The sequence below is a fragment of the Kitasatospora sp. NPDC086009 genome (assembly GCF_044540385.1).
Lineage (GTDB): Bacteria > Actinomycetota > Actinomycetes > Streptomycetales > Streptomycetaceae > Kitasatospora.
On sequence record NZ_JBITSA010000005.1, the window covers coordinates 404,110 to 422,611 of the forward strand.

Genomic DNA, 18,502 nt, shown 5'->3' on the forward strand with positions numbered 1-18,502 from the left:
CCCGCCGAAGTACGCCCAGCACCATGGGAGGGATTCACCACCGTGAGCATCCGCAGTATCCGCACCCTTCTCGCGGACGACCCCGACGTCGGCGCCGGCAACGTCCTCACCCGCCGGATGGCCCTGGGCCTCGGACTGGACGAACCGCTGCTGGCCTTCGACACCCCGGTGGACGGCCATGCCGCCTGGCAGCCCTTCACACTGCGCGAACTCGACCGCGCCGTCCGGGCCCGGGCGGCGGCCCTGCACGGCCTCGGCGTCACCCGCCGCGACCCGGTGGTGGTCTACGCGACGGACGTCGCCGACCATGTGCTCTCCTTCCTCGCACTGGCCCGGCTCGGCGCCATCCCGGCGCTGCTGAACCCGAACGTGGACGGGGAGCGCGCCGCCCGCTACATCGCCCGGATCGGCGCCGTCGGCATCCTCGCCGACGCCCCGCACCTCGCCGCGCTGGCCGGCCACGACCCGGGCGCCCCGCTGCTCCCGGAGGTCGGCACGCTCGGCTCGGGCGACCCGGACGCCGCCCCCGCCCCCTACCGGCACTGGTCCGACGACCCGGTGGCGATCACGCACTCCTCCGGCACCACCGGGATGCCCAAGGCAGTCGTCCACTCCCACGCGAGCCTGTACGCGGCGATCCGCCACCGCCTGCGACTGCCCCGCCCGCAGGGCCAGGAGCGGATGCTCAGCGCACTGCCCGCGCCGCACGCCGCCACCCTGATCGCGGTGAACCTCGCGCTCAGCTCGCACACCCGGCTCGACCTGCTCTCCCGGCAGGCCGGCGCCGGTGTGCTGGACGCCATCGAGGAGCGCCGGCCCACCGGTGTCATCGGCTTCGCCGCCACCTGGGCCGAGCTGGCCCACCACGACCTGGCGAAGCGCGAGTTGTCGTCGGTCGCGCTCTGGTGGAACACCGGGGACTGCGCGCACGAGGTGCACATCCGCCGGCTGATCGCCGCCGGCAGCCGCGAAGCCGTCACCCGCGAGGGCCGGGTCCGGCTGCCCGGCTCGCTGTTCGTGGACGGCCTCGGCTCCACCGAGATGGGCCACTCGCACTTCTTCATCACCCACGGACCCGGCACCGAACGCTACGGCCGCTGCGTCGGCCGCCCGCACGCCTTCGTCGACTGCGAGCTGGTCGGCCCGGACGGCGAGCCGCTGGGGACGGGCGAGGTCGGCGAACTCGCCACCGCCTCCCCCACCCTGGCACTCGGCTACTGGAACGACTCGGTCAAGACCTTCCGCACCCGGATCCGCGGCCGCTTCCTCACCGGGGACCTCATGTACCGGGACGAGGAGGGCTACTACTACCACGTCGACCGCGCCGTGGACTCGGTGGAACTCGGCGACGGCAAGCGGCTGTTCACCGCGATGTCGGAGGAGCGGGTACTGGCCGCCTGCCCCGACGTGGCGGACTGCACGGTGGTCGCCGTCCGGGACGGCGACCAGGTGGTCACCGACGTCCTGCTGATCCTGACCGCGGACGCGGATCCGACGGCCGACCGCACCAAGGCGGTCACCGCGGCCCTCGACGAGGCCGCGGCGGCCACCGTCCGCCAGGTCCTGGTGGTGGCGGGCGACGACATCCCGCTCGGGCCGACCGGCAAGGTCCGCAAGGTGCTGCTGCGCCGCCGCTACCTCGACTCGGTGGCCGCCCGATGAGCGCGGCCACCGCCCGCCCGGGCGCCGTGGTCACCGGGATCGGCCTGGTCACACCGGTCGGCCGAAAGCCGGCCGAGGTCTTCGAGGCCCTCACCGCCAGCCGCTCCGGCATCCGCGCGCTGCCCGAGGGCCACGCCGCGCACGGCTGGCTCACCGCCGCCGGCCTGGCACCCGCCGTCGAGGGCCGCGACGTGCTGCCGCCCACCGAGACCAGGTGCGTGGACCGGTTCGTGCTGCTCGCCCTCGCCGCCGCCGACGACGCGCTCGCCGACGCCGGCCTGGTGGTCGGCCGGGACGCCGACCCGCACCGCACCGCCGTGGTACTGGCCACCGGCGGCGGCGGGCTGGAGACCTTCGAGCAGCAGTCGCACCGCCGACTGGAGCGCGGCCGGCCCGGCGTCAGCCCGTACCTGCTGCCCGGCATGCTCTCCAACATGGCCACCGCCCGGATCGCCATCAAACACGGGATCCGGGGCTTCAGTTCGGCCATCGTGACGGCCTGTGCGGCCGGCGCCCAGGCCGTCGCCGAGGGGCTGCGGCTGATCCGGGCCGGCGACGCCGACGTGGTGGTCTGCGGCGGCAGCGAGTCCTCGCTGCACCCGACGATCGCCGCCGCCTTCACCAACGCCCGTGCACTGTCGGCCGGCTGGGAAGATCCGACCGAGGCCAGCCGGCCGTTCGACGCCCGCCGCAACGGCTTCGTCCTCGGCGAGGGCAGCGCCGTCCTCGTCCTGGAGCGGGCAGAGCACGCGGACGCCCGCGGCGCGGCCGGGTACGCCGACCTCACCGGCTGGGGCGCCTCGACGGACGCCCACCACCCGACCATGCCACGACCGGACGGCTCGGGCGCGGCCGACGCGATGCGCGCCGCGATCGCCAACGCGGGTCTGGCGCCGTCCGACATCGGCTACGTCAACGCGCACGGCACCGGCACCAAACTGGGCGATGTCGCCGAGACCGCCGCCCTGCGCGCGGTCTTCGGCGAGCACGGTCCGGCGGTCAGCTCCACCAAGGGCGCGACCGGCCATCTCCTGGGCGCCGCAGGGGCGTTGGAGGCTGTGGTGACCGCGCTCGCGGTCGCCCGGGGGATGCTGCCACCGACGCTCAACCTGACCGATCCCGACCCGGCCTGCGCGCTCGACCACGTGCGCGGCGCGGCCCGGTCCGTACCGCCGGGCGCCGCGCTGAGCAACGCCTTCGCCTTCGGCGGGCACAACCTCAGCCTGGTCTTCGGCCCGGCGTCCACCCGGTCCGTCAAGTAACCGACCGGGCACCGGGGTCGCACCCCGGCCTGCCCCGGGGCACCCGTCGGAGCCGACCCGGCCCGGCGCGGTGCCCCGGCCACCCATCATTCGCCACCCCCGGGGAGCACCCGTTGTCCATCCAGTCCATCACCCATGTCGAGTTCCACTGCGCGGACGCCGACAAGACCGCGGCCGGCCTCCGTGCCGACTTCGGCTTCGTGCCCGATGAACGCACGCCCGACGCCCGGACGCCCGAAGCCCGCACGCCCGAAGCCCGCACGCCCGAAGCCCGCACGCCCGATGCCCGGACGTCGGCGGAGCAGGCGCCCGGGGGGCCGGCCGCCGGGCCGGACGGCGTACGCACCGTCCGGCTGCGCCAGGGCGACATCCGGCTGCACCTCGTCTCCGCCGCCGACCCCGCCCACCCGGTCGCCCGGTTCGTCGCCGTGCACGGCGACGGCGTCGGGGTGATCGCGCTCGGCTGCACCGACCCGCAGGCCTCGCTGGAGCGAGCCGAGCGGCACGGCGCCCGCGTCCTGGACCGGGCCGGCGGCCTGGTGGCGGGCTTCGGCGACGTCGCCCTGCGGTTCGTCCCCGACACCGCCGCCGGGGCGGCCTCCGGCCCGGCGGCGGAGCCCGCCCCCGGCGCCCTGCTGGACGCCCTCGACCACGCCGCGATCTGCGTCCCGGCCGGCGAACTCGCCCCCGCCGTGCGGTTCTGCGAGGCCGCGCTCGGCCTCCACCGGATCTTCGGCGAGTACATCGAGGTCGGCGAGCAGGCGATGGACTCCAGTGTGGTGCAGAGCGCCTCCGGCGAGGTCACCTTCACCCTGATCGAGCCCGACACCTCCCGCCGGCCCGGCCAGATCGACACCTTCCTGGCCGACAACGAGGGCGCGGGCGTCCAGCACCTGGCCTTCCGCACCGGCGACATCGCCACCGCCGTGCGCACCATCCGCGACCGCGGGGTGGAGTTCCTCACCACCCCGGGCGCCTACTACGACGCGCTGGCCGAGCGGCTCGGCGGGACGGCCATCCCGGTCGACACGCTGCGCGAACTCGACGTGCTGGTCGACCAGGACCACGGCGGGCAGCTCTTCCAGATCTTCCTGCGCTCGACCCACCCGCGCCGGACCTACTTCCTGGAACTGATCGAGCGCCAGGGTGCGGGCACCTTCGGCACCGCGAACATCAAGGCCCTGTACGAGGCCGTCGAGCGGACGAACGCCACCGCCTCCGTCTGAGCAACCCCCGCCCCGCAGAAGGAGGCCCCCGCATGACCACCGCACCCGAGTTCCGGCTCACCGAGGCCGAGCGCGCACTGCTGCCCACCCCCGAGGAGGTGGCGGGCTACCTCGAACACGGCTGGTACCTCTCCCGCCGGCTGTTCAGCGACGAGGAGCTGGACACCCTGCAGGCCGCCACCGAGAAGTACTACGAGGGCCACCGCGACCGCGAACTCGCCGTCCGCCCGCCGAACCTCGCTGCCTGGACGCCGGAGCACGGCCCGGTCCAGCGGCACAACGACTACGTGCACTACGAGAGCGACGCCATCGGCGCGATCCTGCGCAAGCCGCTGCTGGGCGCCGTCGCCGCGCTGCTGGCCGAGGCCGAGGAGATCCGGGTCTTCCAGGCGACGCTGATCTACAAGCCGCCGGTGCCCGAGGAGCCGACCAACCAGGTGCCCTGGCACTTCGACAAGCACTACTGGCAGACGTCCAGTTCCGACCGGATGCTCACGGCCTTCCTGCCGTTCCACGACTGCGGGGTGGAGAACGGCACGATCACCATGATCGACGGCAGCCACCGCTGGCGCGAGCTGGACTCCGGCGAGGACTCCACCCGGCACTTCGCCCACCGCGACCGCTCCGAACTGGAGTCGATCCTGGCCGCCAACGCGCACCACAACGGGCAGCAGGTGCGCAAGGTCCCGATCGAGATCCCGCGCGGACACGTCAGCTTCCACCACTGCCGGACCTACCACGGCAGCGGTGCCAACCTGTCCGACGCACCGCGCCGCGCCGTCTCGCTGCACCTCCAGGACGGCGGGAACGAGTACCGCCACCACCTCAGGCCGGACGGCGGCACGGTGGTCTACAACCACGACGTGGTGGTCCGCCGCACCGCCGACGGCCGGCCGGACTACGCCGACCCGGACATCTGCCCGACCCTCTGGCGGGGCACCCCGTGACGGCGGTCGGCGGCACCGCCACCATGGTGGCCCCGGCGGGCCCGGTCCCCCGGCCGGGCGCCGCCGGGCCCGCGCCGCTGGGCACCCCCGAGCAGCGGTACCGGATGCTGCGGCTGATCCGCGGCTTCGAGGAGCAGGCGCTCACCCTGGTGAAGTCCGGGGTGATCACCGGCGGCATCCACCCCTACATCGGCCAGGAGGCCGTGGCGGTCGGCGTCTGCGCCGCGCTGGGCCCGGGCGACCGGCTCACCTCCACCCACCGCGGGCACGGCCACGTGCTCGCCCGGGGTGTCGACCCCCGCCGGCTGCTCGCCGAACTGGCGGGCCGGGTCGACGGGTTGAACCGGGGCCGGGGCGGCTCCATGCACGCCGCCGACCTCTCGCTGGGCATCCTGGGCGCCAACGGCATCGTCGGCGCCGGTGCGCCGATCGCGGTCGGCGCCGCCTGGGCGGCCCGGCAGGCCGGCGACGACCGGGTGGCGGTCTCCTTCTTCGGTGACGGCGCGCTCAACCAGGGCGTCCTGCTGGAGTCGTTCAACCTGGCCGCGATGTGGCGGCTGCCGGTGGTCTTCGTCTGCGAGAACAACGGCTACGCCACCACCCTGCCGGCCGCCACCGCGGTCGCGGGCAGCGCGGTCGGCCGGGCGGCCGCCTTCGGCATCCCCGCCGTCACCGTCGACGGGATGGACACCGAGGCCGTCCGGGCCGCGGCCGAGGAGGCCGTCGCCCGGGCCCGGTCCGGCGGCGGCCCGGGCTTCCTGGAGTGCCGCACCTACCGCTTCGAGGGCCACCACACCATGGAACGCCGGATGAAGCTGCGCTACCGCACGCCGGAGGAGGTGGCCGACTGGCGGGCCCGCGACCCGCTGCCGCGCGCCGCGGCCGCGATCGGCGAGGTACGCGCCGCCGAGCTCGACGCCTCGGTGGCGGCCGAGCTGGCGGCCGCCGAGCAATTCGCGCTCGCCTCCGAACTGCCCGACCTGGAGGGCGCGTTGGACTATCTGTACGCCGACGGACGGCGGCCGCGGGCGGGAGCGACGGGATGACCAGACTCTCCTACACCAAGGCGCTGAACCGGGCACTGGCCGACGAGTTGGCCGAGGACCCCGCGGTCTGCGTGTTCGGCGAGGACATCGGCGCCGGCCTGGCCGGTCCGACCCTCGGGCTGCTCGACCGCTTCGGGCCCGGGCGGATCGTCGACACCCCGCTCTCCGAACAGGCCTTCACGGCGATGGCGATCGGCGCGGCGCTGAGCGGCCGACGGCCGGTGATCGAGTTCCAGATCCCCTCGCTGCTGTTCCTCGTCTTCGAGCAACTCGTCAACCAGGCGCACAAGTTCTCCCTGATGACCGGCGGCCAGGCCAGTGTCCCGCTGACCTGCGTGGTCCCCGGATCCGGCTCCCGGGACGGCTGGGCGGGCCAGCACTCCGACCATCCCTACAGCCTGTTCGCGCACGCCGGGGTGAAGACGGTGGTGCCCGCCACGCCGACCGACGCGTACGGCCTGCTCCGCTCGGCCGTGCGCGACCCGGACCCGGTGGTGGTGTTCGCGCCGGCCGCCGCGCTGGCCGTGCGCGAGACCGTCACCTGGGCGCTGGAGCCGATCCCGCTCGGCTCGGCGCGCGTCCACCGCACCGGCACCGACGTCACCCTGGTCGCCGTCGGCCACCTGGTGCACGACGCGCTGGCGGTCGCGGAGGAGCTCGCCGACGAGATCTCGGTCGAGGTGCTCGACCCCCGTACGCTGCACCCCTTCGACTGGACGGCGCTGGCCGCCTCGTTGGAGCGCACCGGCCGGCTGGTAGTCGTCGACGACTCCAACCGCAGCTGCGGCATCGGCGCCGAGGTGCTGGCCACCGCCGCCGAGGAGATGCGGCTGATCGCCCCGCCCCGCCGCGTCACCCGCCCCGACGGCGCCGTCCTGCCGTTCGCCCCCGCCCTCGACCGCGCCCTCCAGCCCGGCCGGGAGCAGCTGCGGCACGCGCTGCGCGCCGTCATGAAGTAACCCGAGGGGTGCGCGCCCCCTGTCCGGCGCGCACCCCTCGTGGCAGAATCCCGTTCCCCCCGTGAAGGAGCTCCACATGTCCACCAGCCGTTACCACTGGGACCGTTCGCACCCCGGCCTGACCGGTCTCCAGGAGGCCATCGACCCGCTGCGCCGCGAGGTCGTCGGCCACACCGTCTACGGCGGACTGACCAGCATCGGGCACGTGCGCACCTTCCTGGACCGGCACGTCTTCGCCGTGTGGGACTTCATGTCGCTGCTGAAGAGCCTGCAGCGCGAGCTGACCTGCGTCGACGTGCCGTGGGTCCCGAACGGCCCGACCGCCAGCCGCCGGCTGATCAACGACATCGTGCTGGTGGAGGAGAGCGACGAGCTCGGCGAGGGCTTCACCAGCCACTTCGAGCTGTACGTCGAGGGCATGCGGCAGGCCGGCGCCGACCCGGCACCGGTCGAGGCCTTCCTGGAGCTGCTGCGCGCGGGCACCCCGGTGCCCGAGGCACTGAAGACCGCCGGGGTGCCGCAGGCCGCCGTGGACTTCACCGCGACCACCTGGGAGATCATCGAGAACGCGCCGGTGCACTGCCGCGCGGCCGCGTTCGCCTTCGGCCGCGAGGACCTCATCCCCGACATGTTCGCCCAGGTCATCAGCATCGACGACCCGGACGGCGCGCTCACCGTGTTCAAGGACTACCTGGCCCGGCACATCGAGGTGGACGGCGAGCAGCACACCCCGATGGCGATGCAGATGCTGATCGACCTCTGCGGCGACGACGACGCCAAGTGGGCGGCCTGCGCGGAGACCGTCCGGCTCGCGCTCAGCGCCCGGGTGCGGCTCTGGACGGCGATCGAGGAGGCCTTCCCGGCCTGACCGGCACCGGGACGGACCGGAGGGCACGGGAGGGCACGCACCGCCTTGGTGCCCTCCGGGCCTCCGGAGCCCCGGACCGACGCGAGGGGGTGGGCCCGACGGCCCACCCCCTCGTCGGCGTCGCCGTTACGCGGCGGCCCGACCCGGTCAGAGCACCTTCGCGAGGGTGGTGGCCAGCTCGGGCAGCACGTCGGCCGGGTCGCGGTGGCGGTGCAGTGCCGCCCGCCCCTCGGCGCTGCGCAGCCGGGCGGCCAACCGGGCCGGGAGCACCGCCGTGGTGAGCGATCCGGCCCCGTGGAACCCCTCCACCGTCCAGGAGACCCACGGCAGCGGGTAGTTGGCGGCCGGGCTGAAGAACACCGGCCGGTGGCCCTGGAAGGCGATCCGGTAGGCGCCGAACCGGCTCCAGTTGGAGAAGCTGAACCGGCGGTGCTCCGGGTCGAAGCCGAGCGGCACGCAGTCGCGCAGCCGGGACCGCCCGATCGCCTCCAGGAAGGCCAGATTGGAGCGGAGGTTGAGGTGCCCGTCGGCGAAGCCCTCCAGCGCCTCGCGCAGGGCGGCCGCGAGGGCCGCCGGGCCGTCCTGCGCCGCGTGGGGCAGGTGGACGTCTCCCAGCAGGTTGCCGACCAGGGTCGGCGGCAGACCGAGCGGGCGGCGTGCGTTGACCGGGACGGTGAGCCAGCGGGTCTCGCCGTCCTCGTCCAACTCCCGCACCGTACTGACGACATGGGCGCAGAGCACGTCGCCGGAGGAGAGTCTTCGCCCTGCTGTCGTGCTGAACTCCTCGCGCATCCGGGCGAGTTCGGCCTCACCGAAGTACAGCTGGACGGTCCGGTTGGCGCGCGGCCCGGCCGCCACCACAGCGGCCAGCACGGCGGCCTCGGCCGGGCCGGGCAGTCGGAACCCGGGCCGCCCGCAGTCCTCGGCGGGCAGCACCTTGCCGAGCAACGCGTCCTGGTCCTCGACCAGTTCGGCCTCGGGCAGCTCCTCGCCCTCCACCGCGGCAGACCAGGCCCGCATCAGCAGCATGAAGCTCTGCAGGTCACCGATCGCGTGGTGCCAGGAGCAGCCCAGCACCGTGCCGCCGGCCGAGGGCCGGGTGATCCGGACGGTGAGCAGCGGGACGCCGCCGGCCCGGGCGGCCGGGGCGTCCACCGGGTCGACCAGCGCGGCGCCGGCCGAGGTGACCCGGCCCATCGCCTCCGCCAGCGTGCCGTCGACGTCGTAACTGTCCATCGGTACACCGGAGTCGTCGCAGACGGCGGTCAGTTCGTCGCCGTCGGTGCGCAGCCGCCCGGCGAACACCGGGACCTGCGCCAGTGCCCGGGCGAGGCCGGCGGCGAGCCGGTCCTCGTCCAGGGTCTGTTCGAAGAAGAGGACCACCGAGACCGAGAGGTCGGCCAGCATGGTGTCCATCAGCCCGCAGCGCAGGCGGGTCCCCGGGGCCCGGCCGGCCCGGACCAGCCGGGAATCGCGCAACTGCGGCCAGAGGCTCATCGGTCCATCCAGGGGCTCGCGGGGGGCCGCCCGGAGCGCTCCGGGCGGCGGGCAGACGCTCCGGACGGCGTGGCAGACGCTCCGGACGATGGGGCAAACGATAGGGCAGCGGTCCGCTTCCGATCCAGTGGTCCAGTCCAATTGACTCGGGCTGGTCAAGGGCAGGAGCGCCCCCGGAGCCCCGCCGGGAACGCCGGGCCGCCCCGGCCGGACTAGAATCCGAACCATGGGAGAGCGCGCAGGCGCGCCCGTCGCGCCGCCTCTGGTCCTCGTCACCGACCGGGACTCGCAGCTGATCGATCCCGGCCGGTCGTACCACGTCGGCCGCGACCCGACCAGCGAGATCGTCATCGACGACCCGCGGGTCTCCTGGCACCACGCCGTCCTGCACACCAGTGACGGCCACTGGCTGCTGGACGACGTCGGCAGCACCAACGGCACCTTCACCGACGGCCGCCGGATCGACCACCAGGACGTCGGCCCCGGCACCCGGCTGCGGTTCGGCAACCCCGCCGACGGCCCCTCCGCGACCTTCGCCGGGCTGCCCGCGCCGGCCGGCCGCGAGCGGCCGTCGCTGATCGCCCCGCAGGCCTCCGGCGTCTTCCGGCAGCCCAGCGCGATCATCCGGCTCCCGGGCCGGACGGTGCGGATCGGCCGGGCCGACGACAACGACCTCGTCCTGGACGACCTGGTGGTCTCGCGCCACCACGCCGAGCTGCGCACCCTCCCCGACGGCGGGCACGAGATCGTCGACCTCTCCAGCCACAACGGCACCTACCTCAACGGCCGCCCGGTGGTCCGGGCCCCGGTCGGACCGGCCGACATCGTCGGCATCGGCCACTTCGCGCTCTGCCTGTCCGGCGACGAGCTGGTCGAGTACACCGACACCGGCGAGATCTCGCTGGACGTCCAGGGCCTGGTGGTCCGGGTCGGCCCCGACCGCCGGGTGCTGCTGGACGGCGTCGGCTTCCCGCTCGCCGAGAAGGCCCTGCTCGCGGTGGCCGGGCCCAGCGGCGCCGGCAAGTCCACCCTGCTCAACGCCCTCACCGGGCTGCGCCCGGCCGACGAGGGCACCGTCCTCTACGACGGCCGCGACCTGTACCGCGACTACGCGGAACTGCGCCGCCGGATCGGCCTGGTGCCGCAGGACGACATCCTGCACACCCAGCTCACCGTCCGCCGCGCGCTCTCCTACGCGGCCGAACTGCGCTTCCCCGGGGACACCACCAAGGCCGAGCGCGAGGCCCGGGTCGACGAGGTGATCCACGAACTCGGCCTGGACAGCCGGGCCGACCTGGTGATCTCCAGCCTCTCCGGCGGCCAGCGCAAGCGCGTCAGCGTCGCCCTGGAGCTGCTGACCAAGCCCTCCCTGCTCTTCCTCGACGAGCCGACCTCCGGGCTGGACCCGGGCATGGAACGCTCGGTGATGACGATGCTGCGCGGCCTCGCCGACGACGGCCGCACCGTCGTGGTGGTCACCCACAGCGTCCTGAGCCTGTCCGTCTGCGACCGGCTGCTGGTGCTGGCCCCGGGCGGGCGGACCGCCTACTACGGGCCGCCCGGCGAGGCCCTGGAGTTCTTCGGCTACTCCGAGTGGCCCGAGGCCTTCGAGGCCTTCGAGAGCGAAGACCACGCCGCCTGGCAGCGCAGGTTCCTGGCGTCCCCGCAGTACCAGCGGTACGTCGCCGCCGGCGCGGTGCCGGGCGTCCCCGCCGGGCGCCCGGCCGCGGTCGGCGGCAGCCCGATCGGACGGGAGAAGCCGCAGGGCTGGTTCTCCCAGCTGGGCACCCTGGTCCGCCGCTACACCGCGGTGCTGGCCGCCGACCGGCTCTTCCTCACCGTGATGATCGCCCTGCCGTTCATCATCGGCGTGATGTGCCGGGCGATGGCCGGCTCCCGGATCTCCCCCGACAACGCCATCAACGTGGTGCTCACCCTGTGCATCGGCGGGCTGCTCACCGGCTCCGCCAACGCGGTGCGCGAGATCGTCAAGGAACGGCCGATCTACCAGCGGGAACGGGTGGTCGGGCTCTCCAGATCGGCGTACCTGGTCTCCAAGGTGGTGGTGCTCGGCACCGTCACGGTGGCCCAGGCGGCCGTGCTGACCACGGTCGGCCTGGCCGGGGTGGACCTCAGCCCGACGCTGCCCAACGGGGTGACGGTGCACAGCGGCGTCGTGCTGCCGCCGCTCGCCGAGCTGATCCTGGCCGTCGCGATGCTCTCCTTCTCGGCCATGATGCTCGGCCTGCTGGTCTCCGCGCTGGTCCGCAAGGAGGAGGCCACCATGCCGATGCTGGTGCTCCTCTCGGTGGTGCAGATCGTCTTCAGCGGCGCCATGCTGAAGCTGCACGGAGTGCCCGGCCTGGAGCAGTTCGCCTGGCTGGTGCCGTCGCGCTGGGGTCTGGCCGCCATGGCCCAGACCGTCGACCTGCACACGGTCTTCCCGACCGCGATCACCGCGGACCCGCTGTTCCGCCCCGACCGCACCCGCTGGCTGCGGTGCCTGGGCATCCTGGTGGGCCTCTCGGTGGTGCTGGGCGGCGCCGTGCTGGCACTGCTGCGCCGGCAGGAGCCCTCGATCATGCGGAAGTGATCGGATGCGCGCGACCGGGACGCGGGTGTGCAGGACGCAGGTGATCAGCTGGAAGTGATCACGCAGAAGTGAACGCCTCCGATGGACGGAGCCCATGGACGAATTCGCGTTCCGCCCGACCCATGTCGCCCCGCCGGACGGGATGGCCACCTGGACGGCCCCCGACCCGGCGCAGCCGGCCGCCCGGCTGGACCCGCTGCTGCCGGTCCAGCTGATCGCCCGGCAGGGCGACTGGGGGCACGTGCTCTGTTCCAACGGCTGGACCACCTGGGTGGACGGCCGGCTGCTGATCAACCTCCCGACGGCGCCGCCGGACGCCACCGGCCCGCCGGCCCGGACCGCCGACCCCCGCCCGGCGCTGGCCGAGGCCGAGGGCGCGCTGGCCCGCTACCGGGCGCTGCTGGAGGACCTCGCGGCCGGCAGCGCCGATCTGGAGACCTTCCGGGACCGGGCCCGCGGCCTGCGGATCGGGCTGGTCGTCGACGGCGAGGCGCTCTGGCTGTTCGACCCGGTGCACGACCGCTGGTGCTACTGCGACGGCCTCCAGCTGCAGACCTACGCGGCGCCCGGGCGGCCGAACGCCTCCCCGGCCGCGACCCCGCGCCCGGCCGCCTCGCCCCCGCCCGCGCCCGGCCCGACGCCCTCGCCCGCGCCCGGCCGAGCCCCCACCGGGTACGAGCCGACCCGGACGGGTGAGCCGTGATCCCCCCGGAGGAGTCGGGCAGCGGTGAGCCCACCGAACCGCCGCCGCCGTCCGGCTCGCACACCGAGGAGGTCCCCGGTCTGCCGTCCGGCATGGTCGGGCGGCGGGTGGCCGGCTACCGGCTGGAGGCCGAGATCGGCCGGGGCGGCATGGCCGTCGTGTACCGGGCCAAGGACCTGCGGCTGGGCCGGACGGTCGCGGTGAAGCTGCTGGCGCCGGAGCTCGCCCGCAACGAGGTGTTCCGCCAGCGGTTCATCCACGAGTCGGAGGCCGCCGCCGCGATCGACCACCCGCACATCATCCCGGTGTTCGAGGCGGGCGAGACGGACGGGATCCTGTTCATCGCGATGCGCTTCGTGCACGGCGGCGACCTGCGCGAGCTGATGAACCGGGGCGGCGCGTTCACGGTCGGCCGGGCGGCCCGGCTGGCCCTGCAGATCGGCTCCGCGCTGGACGCCGCGCACGACCAGGACCTGGTCCACCGGGACGTCAAGCCGGGCAACGTGCTGGTCGCCGCGGGCACGGACAGCGAACACCCGGAGCACCTGTACCTGGCCGACTTCGGCCTCACCAAGAAGTCGCTCTCGCTCAGCGGCCTGACCACCGTCGGGCAGATCGTCGGCACCCTGGACTACGCGGCGCCCGAGCAGATCTCCGGACGGCCGCTGGACGGCCGCTGCGACCAGTACAGCCTGGGCTGTGTGGTGTTCGAGATGCTGACCGGGACGCCGCCGTTCCGCCGGGAGAGCGATCTCGCGCTGCTCTGGGCCCACCTCAACGACCCGCCGCCGACGCTGCGGGACCACCGCCCGGACCTGTCCGCCGAGGTGGACGCCGTGGTGGCCCGGGCACTCGCCAAATCACCCGAGCAGCGGTACGCCAGCTGCCTGCAGTTCGTCGCCGAGCTGCGCGCCGCCACCGCCGAGGCGCCCGGCCCCGCCACCCCGTGGCTGGCGGACGGACCGGCCACCCACGTGCTCCCGGCGTACGGCGGCGGCGCGGGCGGGCCGTACGTCTCGCCCCCGGTGCCCGAGCCGCCGGACTGGGCGACGCCGGTCGTCCACCCCCGGGGACGCTGAGGCGCGCGGTCCCGGCCGTCAGCCGCCATCCGCCGCGATCTCGCCGCGCCTGCTCCGGTGGGCCGCCAGCAGACCGCCGAGCAGGCCGGCGACCAGGCCCCAGCCCGCCGCCAGCGGCACCAGCAGCCAGAGCTTCGGGTCGAGCACGAGCGAGCCGCCGCCGAGGCCCGCGACCGGGTTGGTGTCGCCGAGCACGGAGCCGAGGAGGTCGCCCAGCCCGCCGTCCCCGGCGCCGACCCCGAGCACCGAGAGGCCGTAGTCGGCGGAGACCCGGGACCAGACGCCCACCAGCAGCATCGTCACGGCCGCGGCCGCGCCCAGCCGGACGGCGTGCTGCCAGAGCCGGACCCCGCGCGGGGAGCGGTAGGCGGTGAGGAAGCCGGCCGCCAGCAGCAGCACGGCCGTCAGCGGCAGCAGCCACCAGACCCGGCCGTCCTGCTCCGCGAGGGTGCTGAGACTGATGGTGGCCGACTTGCCCTCGGGTGCGCGCAGCACCTCGGACAGCGACTCCGGCACGGGCAGCCCGATCGCCCCGACCAGGTGGCCGTGCCACTCGGCGCCCATCCCCAGCCCGAGGGCGAGCCAGACCAGGTTGGGCAGCGCCAGCAGGAGCAGGGCCAGCGTCGCCCGGGCGTCGCCGTGCACGACGGCGGTGACGAGCCCCGCCACCAGGCCGAGCACCACACAGGTGAGCAGCACCAGCAGCATCGCGAACGCGGCCGGCCGGACGGCCTGCTGGAACGGCACCAGGCCGCGCGGCAGCGGCGCCCGGCGGGAGACCGCGAAGGTGGCCGCCAGGACCACCAGCAGCCAGAGCAGCCCGAGGCCGATGGTGCTCAGCGGCTCCGCGTGGAAGCCGATCTCGGGGGTCAGGCCGAGGGCGCCGCCGAGGTCCTGGACGAGGTCGTCGCCGAGCGGGACGACGAAGGTGTGCCGGGCGGCGAGGGTGATCAGCACCAGGGCCACCACCCAGACGGCCGCCGTCCGGGCCACCCGGCCGAGCAGTTCGGCGCCGCCGGCGACCGCCCGGAAGCGCAGCTGGCGCAGGAAGACCTCCGCCATCACCAGGGCGCCGACCAGTCCGACGGTCAGCGGCATCGCGGTGATCCCGGCGTCCACCTGGGCGAAGAAGCCCGCCCCGCCGTCGAGCTGCACGGAGCCCCCGACGGCGAGCGCCAGCGCACCGGCCAGGACGTACGGGAAGCCGCCGCCCGGCAGGGAGCCGGCGCCGGCGGCCCAGAGGCCGAGGGCGGCCACCGCCGCCATCGCGGCGATCCCGGCGAGGACGACCGCCGACGCGTCCAGCCAACCGCGCAGAACGCCGGGCGGGCCGGGCGCCGTGGTGGGGGGCTCCTGGGGCATGCGGGCTCCTGGTGGACTCGGGTGCCCCCCTCGCGTCTGAGTCCAGCGTCACCCAGGACCGGGCCGCGCGCGCTGTGTGCGCACGGCAAGCCGGCGGTGGCGTGCTGTTGCGGCGGTTGCCGGGCGGGGGCAGAAATGGAAGCCAGTGGCAGGAGCCTTCTGTGCCGGTCGTTTCGCCGGCCGCCCGCGAAACGGAGCCTCGATGAGTTCCCAACCGCCCCTCTCCGGGCCCCCGTCCGGCCCGCCGTCCGGCCCGCTCTCCGGGCCGCCGTCCAGCGGCCCGCCGGGACCGCCGTCCGTTCCCCCGTCCGGGCCGGGCGGCTCCTCGGCCGGTGGGCCGGGCGGGCGTCCGACGCCGTGGTGGCGGTCCCGCACGAAGCTGGCGCTGGCCGGGGGCACCGCGGCGCTGGCCGTGCTGGCGACGGTGCTGATCGTCAACAGCGGCGGCGGGAGCGGTACCCCCAGCGATGCCATCCCGGCCGCGAACGAGGTGGCGCTGCAGACTCCGGGCGATCCGGGACCGGCGCCGTTCACCCAGTCGGTCGAGACCACCGCGGTCTCCTCTCCCGCGTCGGCCCCGGGCAGTCCGGGCGGCGCCACGAAGAACACCGCCGCGGCCTCGCCGAGCGGCATCCGCACCGTGCAGGGCTCCTCGGCCGGGCTCTACGCCGGTGAGAAGTCCAAGCCGGCCTGCGACGTCGAACGGCTGATCTCCATGACGTCGACCGGGGACACCGGCCGGGCCTGGGCGGCCGCCCAGGGGATCGAGCAGTCCGCCATCCCGGGCTATCTGCGCTCGCTGACCTCCGCCTACCTGCGGGTGGACACCCGGGTCACCAACCACAGCTACAAGGGCGGGGCGTCGGTCGCCTACCAGTCGGTGCTGCAGGCCGGTACCGCCGTCCTGGTCGACGCGCAGGGCGTACCGCGGGTGCGCTGCAGCTGCGGGAACCCGCTGAAGCCGCCGGAGCTGGTGAGCGACGCCAAGTACACCGGCAAGTCGTGGACCGGCTTCCAGCCGTCCTCGCTGGTCATCGTGGTGGCGGCGCCGAAGCCGGTGACGGAGCTCGTCCTGGTGGACATCACCACCGGTGGCTGGTTCGCCCGGGTGACCGGGCAGATCAAGGTGGTGGACAAGACGGTCCAGCCGCCGGAGGTCCTGGTGCCGGGCATCCCGCCGGCCGCTCCGATGAAGCCGGTCTCCCCGTCGGCGTCGATGTCGGGCTCCACCTCGGGTTCGGGCTCGCCCTCGACCTCCGGCTCGACCTCGGGCTCGACCGGTCCGTCGACCGGGTCGGCCTCGGCCTCCAGCTCCTCGGGCACGCCGTCCGGGCCGTCCTCCGGCCCGTCGTCCTCGGCGAGCACGGGTTCGGCGTCGGCCTCGTCGTCGACCAAGTCCGCCGGCCCCACCTCGTCCTCGCCGCCCGGCCCGTCCACCGCCAGCGTGACGCCCTCCACGGCGACGGCGTCCGCGAACTCGGCGACGGCGTCCGGGCCGACGGTGGCCACCGCGACCTGTGCGACCGTCGCGCCCTCGACCCTCCCGCCGTGCCCCGGTGCCTCGGGCAGCACGCCCAGCTGACCGACCACTCCTCCGCAGCGGCGGGGCGCCTCGGATCCACCGGGCGCCCCGCCGCTGCGTCACGCCGTCCACCTGCATAGTTGGATTATCAAACGCACAGCGCTACAGTGAGTCGCGATGTCAAACCCACGCCCTTGGGAGCTCTCGTGACCGCCCCCCGCACCGCCGCGCCCCGCACCCCGGAGGTGCCGGATGCCGCGCACTGACCGCACCGGGACCGTGCTGCTGGCCGCCTGCCTCGGCCTCTTCACCGTCTTCATCCAGACCACCCAGACCATCGGCACGCTGGGCGCGGTCCGCGCCGACCTCGGCCTCGACGCCGCGGACCTGGTCTGGATCCCGAGCATGTACACCCTGGTGGTGGCCTCCGTCGTACTCGGCGGCGGCGCGTTCGCCGACCGCTGGGGCCGCCGGCGGATCTTCCTGCTGGGCGCGCTCGCGATGGGCGCCGGCGGGGTGGTCCTGGTGTTCGCCGGGAGCCTGTCCACCGTCCTGCTCGGGCAGGCGGTGGCCGGACTCGGCGGCGCGCTGATCACCCCCAGCTCGCTCGCCCTGGTGACCGACGCCTTCCCCGACCCGCGCCGGCGGGCCGGCGCGATCGCCGCCTGGGCCGCCGCCTCCGGCCTCGGCCTCGCCCTCGGGCCGATCACGGCCGGGCTGGCGCTGCGCTGGTCGACCTGGCACACCGCGTTCTGGCTCGGCCCCGTGATCGCCGCGCTCGCCGGCGCCGCCGCCCTGTTCGGCGTGACCGAGTCCCGGGCCGAGGGCGTCCGCCTGGACTGGCCCGGGCAGATCCTCGCCACCGGCGGGCTCGCCCTGCTCATCTACTGGCTGATCGACGGCGGCCACCACAGCTACCTCGGCGGCGCCCCACTGGCCGCCGCCCTCGGCGCGGCCGTCCTGCTCGCCGCCTTCGCCGTGGTCGAACTGCGCCGCACCCACCCGCTGCTCGACCTGCGGCTGATGCGCGACCCCTCGTACAGCGCGGCGCTGCTGCTGGCCGGCACCGTCCTGTTCGGCTTCGTCGGCCTCGCCATGCTCCAGGTGCTCTGGCTGCAGCAGGTGCGCGGACTGACCGCGCTCCAGGTGGGCGTCCAACTCCTCACGGAATTCGGCATGTTCATCCTGGCCTCGGCGGTCGCCGGGATCCTCGGGCCACGGTTCGGCGCGGCCCGGCTCATCATCACCGGGCTGCTGCTGGCGGCGGCGGGCGCCGGCCTGTTCGCCACCGTCGAACCGGCCGACGGGTTCGGCGGCTACGCCCCGGCGCTGGTGCTGTTCGGCTTCGGCTGCGGCCTGGCCGGCGCGCCCTCGACCGCGCTGGCGGTCGGCCATGTGCCGCGCGGCAAGGAGGGCGCGGCCGCCGGCACGGTCAACGCCGCCCGCCAGGTCGGCGCGGTGCTCGGCACCAGCGTCCTCGGCACCCTGATGACCAGCCGCTTCGGCGAGCGGCTCGGCGCCCTCCGGAACCCGCGGCCGCAGGACGTGGCCCAGGCCTTCACCGACGCCGTAGGCCGCGCGGCCTCGGTCGCCGCGATCGTCCTCCTCGCCGGCGCGGCCGCGGGCGCCCTCCTCCTCGCCCTCGTCCGGCGCCGCCGTCCCGCGCCGAGCGCGGCGGAGCCGGAGCCGGCCACCCTCACCGCGGTGCGCGCCTCGAACACCTGACGCTTCGTCGCCCCCGCGCGAGCGGATCCCGGCTGCCGCCCGAGGTCCCGG

General features: G+C 74.9%; 14 protein-coding genes. 12 read left to right on the forward strand and 2 right to left on the reverse strand.

What is annotated here, in order from left to right; genetic code table 11:
• The first annotated feature begins 42 nt into the window (after nucleotides 1-42).
• From ACIF6L_RS16210 to ACIF6L_RS16240, 7 genes are all read left to right on the forward strand, one after another.
• A complete protein-coding gene (locus tag ACIF6L_RS16210; RefSeq protein ID WP_359807071.1) occupies nucleotides 43-1,662 on the forward strand; it encodes a class I adenylate-forming enzyme family protein in 1,620 nt (539 codons plus the stop codon).
• Nucleotides 1,659-2,924: a beta-ketoacyl-[acyl-carrier-protein] synthase family protein gene (locus ACIF6L_RS16215; RefSeq protein WP_396487553.1), complete on the forward strand. Its 1,266-nt coding sequence runs from the start codon at nucleotides 1,659-1,661 to the stop codon at nucleotides 2,922-2,924. The genes ACIF6L_RS16210 and ACIF6L_RS16215 overlap by 4 nt, the downstream gene beginning before the upstream one ends.
• A gap of 113 nt (nucleotides 2,925-3,037) precedes the next feature.
• A complete protein-coding gene (locus ACIF6L_RS16220) occupies nucleotides 3,038-4,150 on the forward strand; it encodes a VOC family protein (RefSeq protein ID WP_396487554.1) in 1,113 nt (370 codons plus the stop codon).
• A 32-nt stretch (nucleotides 4,151-4,182) separates the two neighbouring features.
• Nucleotides 4,183-5,097 carry a phytanoyl-CoA dioxygenase family protein gene (locus ACIF6L_RS16225; RefSeq protein WP_329491292.1) on the forward strand — a complete coding sequence of 305 codons (915 nt, stop codon included), beginning with the start codon at nucleotides 4,183-4,185 and terminating at the stop codon, nucleotides 5,095-5,097.
• Entirely contained in the window at nucleotides 5,094-6,143 is a 1,050-nt protein-coding gene (locus ACIF6L_RS16230) for a thiamine pyrophosphate-dependent dehydrogenase E1 component subunit alpha (protein WP_396487557.1), read from the forward strand. The genes ACIF6L_RS16225 and ACIF6L_RS16230 overlap by 4 nt, the downstream gene beginning before the upstream one ends.
• Nucleotides 6,140-7,102 (forward strand): transketolase C-terminal domain-containing protein, encoded by a 963-nt coding sequence (locus ACIF6L_RS16235; protein WP_359807060.1) that lies wholly within the window; start codon nucleotides 6,140-6,142, stop codon nucleotides 7,100-7,102. Before ACIF6L_RS16230 ends, ACIF6L_RS16235 begins: the two co-directional genes overlap by 4 nt.
• A 76-nt stretch (nucleotides 7,103-7,178) precedes the next feature.
• Nucleotides 7,179-7,970, forward strand: coding sequence for a DUF3050 domain-containing protein (locus tag ACIF6L_RS16240; RefSeq protein ID WP_329491289.1), 792 nt, complete (start codon nucleotides 7,179-7,181; stop codon nucleotides 7,968-7,970).
• A gap of 147 nt (nucleotides 7,971-8,117) precedes the next feature.
• Here the strand turns inward: ACIF6L_RS16240 and ACIF6L_RS16245 are convergent, their stop codons facing one another.
• Complete coding sequence (locus tag ACIF6L_RS16245) at nucleotides 8,118-9,467, reverse strand: acyltransferase (protein ID WP_396487560.1); 1,350 nt, start codon at nucleotides 9,465-9,467, stop codon at nucleotides 8,118-8,120.
• 226 nt (nucleotides 9,468-9,693) lie between these two features.
• Between ACIF6L_RS16245 and ACIF6L_RS16250 the strand changes: the two genes are divergently transcribed.
• The 3 genes from ACIF6L_RS16250 (at nucleotide 9,694) to ACIF6L_RS16260 (ending at nucleotide 13,842) form a co-directional block, all read left to right on the forward strand.
• Nucleotides 9,694-12,060: an FHA domain-containing protein gene (locus ACIF6L_RS16250; RefSeq protein WP_396487562.1), complete on the forward strand. Its 2,367-nt coding sequence runs from the start codon at nucleotides 9,694-9,696 to the stop codon at nucleotides 12,058-12,060.
• A 94-nt stretch (nucleotides 12,061-12,154) separates the two neighbouring features.
• A complete protein-coding gene (locus ACIF6L_RS16255; protein ID WP_396487563.1) occupies nucleotides 12,155-12,763 on the forward strand; it encodes a hypothetical protein in 609 nt (202 codons plus the stop codon).
• Nucleotides 12,764-12,855: 92 nt separating this feature from the next.
• Nucleotides 12,856-13,842: a serine/threonine-protein kinase gene (locus tag ACIF6L_RS16260; protein ID WP_396487685.1), complete on the forward strand. Its 987-nt coding sequence runs from the start codon at nucleotides 12,856-12,858 to the stop codon at nucleotides 13,840-13,842.
• Nucleotides 13,843-13,860: 18 nt separating this feature from the next.
• Here ACIF6L_RS16260 and ACIF6L_RS16265 read toward each other — a convergent pair whose 3' ends face one another.
• Entirely contained in the window at nucleotides 13,861-15,204 is a 1,344-nt protein-coding gene (locus tag ACIF6L_RS16265; RefSeq protein ID WP_396487564.1) for a streptophobe family protein, read from the reverse strand.
• Between the two features lie 202 nt (nucleotides 15,205-15,406).
• Here ACIF6L_RS16265 and ACIF6L_RS16270 point away from each other — a divergent pair, with 202 nt between their 5' ends.
• Together ACIF6L_RS16270 and ACIF6L_RS16275 are read left to right on the forward strand one after the other, a co-directional pair.
• A complete protein-coding gene (locus ACIF6L_RS16270) occupies nucleotides 15,407-16,786 on the forward strand; it encodes a DUF6777 domain-containing protein (protein WP_396487566.1) in 1,380 nt (459 codons plus the stop codon).
• Between the two features lie 192 nt (nucleotides 16,787-16,978).
• Nucleotides 16,979-18,451, forward strand: a complete 1,473-nt coding sequence (locus tag ACIF6L_RS16275) for an MFS transporter (RefSeq protein WP_396487568.1) — start codon at nucleotides 16,979-16,981, stop codon at nucleotides 18,449-18,451.
• Nucleotides 18,452-18,502 lie beyond the last annotated feature (51 nt).

Excerpts from the sequence above, each read along its gene's own strand:
- ACIF6L_RS16215 (WP_396487553.1), top strand. The coding sequence starts at position 1,659 with ATGAGCGCGGCCACCGCCCGCCCGGGCGCCGTGGTCACCGGGATCGGC.
- ACIF6L_RS16225 (WP_329491292.1), top strand. The coding sequence starts at position 4,183 with ATGACCACCGCACCCGAGTTCCGGCTCACCGAGGCCGAGCGCGCACTG.
- ACIF6L_RS16235 (WP_359807060.1), top strand. The coding sequence starts at position 6,140 with ATGACCAGACTCTCCTACACCAAGGCGCTGAACCGGGCACTGGCCGAC.
- ACIF6L_RS16240 (WP_329491289.1), top strand. The coding sequence starts at position 7,179 with ATGTCCACCAGCCGTTACCACTGGGACCGTTCGCACCCCGGCCTGACC.
- ACIF6L_RS16245 (WP_396487560.1), bottom strand. The coding sequence starts at position 9,467 with ATGAGCCTCTGGCCGCAGTTGCGCGATTCCCGGCTGGTCCGGGCCGGC.
- ACIF6L_RS16250 (WP_396487562.1), top strand. The coding sequence starts at position 9,694 with ATGGGAGAGCGCGCAGGCGCGCCCGTCGCGCCGCCTCTGGTCCTCGTC.
- ACIF6L_RS16255 (WP_396487563.1), top strand. The coding sequence starts at position 12,155 with ATGGACGAATTCGCGTTCCGCCCGACCCATGTCGCCCCGCCGGACGGG.
- ACIF6L_RS16260 (WP_396487685.1), top strand. The coding sequence starts at position 12,856 with ATGGTCGGGCGGCGGGTGGCCGGCTACCGGCTGGAGGCCGAGATCGGC.
- ACIF6L_RS16265 (WP_396487564.1), bottom strand. The coding sequence starts at position 15,204 with ATGCCCCAGGAGCCCCCCACCACGGCGCCCGGCCCGCCCGGCGTTCTG.
- ACIF6L_RS16270 (WP_396487566.1), top strand. The coding sequence starts at position 15,407 with ATGAGTTCCCAACCGCCCCTCTCCGGGCCCCCGTCCGGCCCGCCGTCC.
- ACIF6L_RS16275 (WP_396487568.1), top strand. The coding sequence starts at position 16,979 with ATGCCGCGCACTGACCGCACCGGGACCGTGCTGCTGGCCGCCTGCCTC.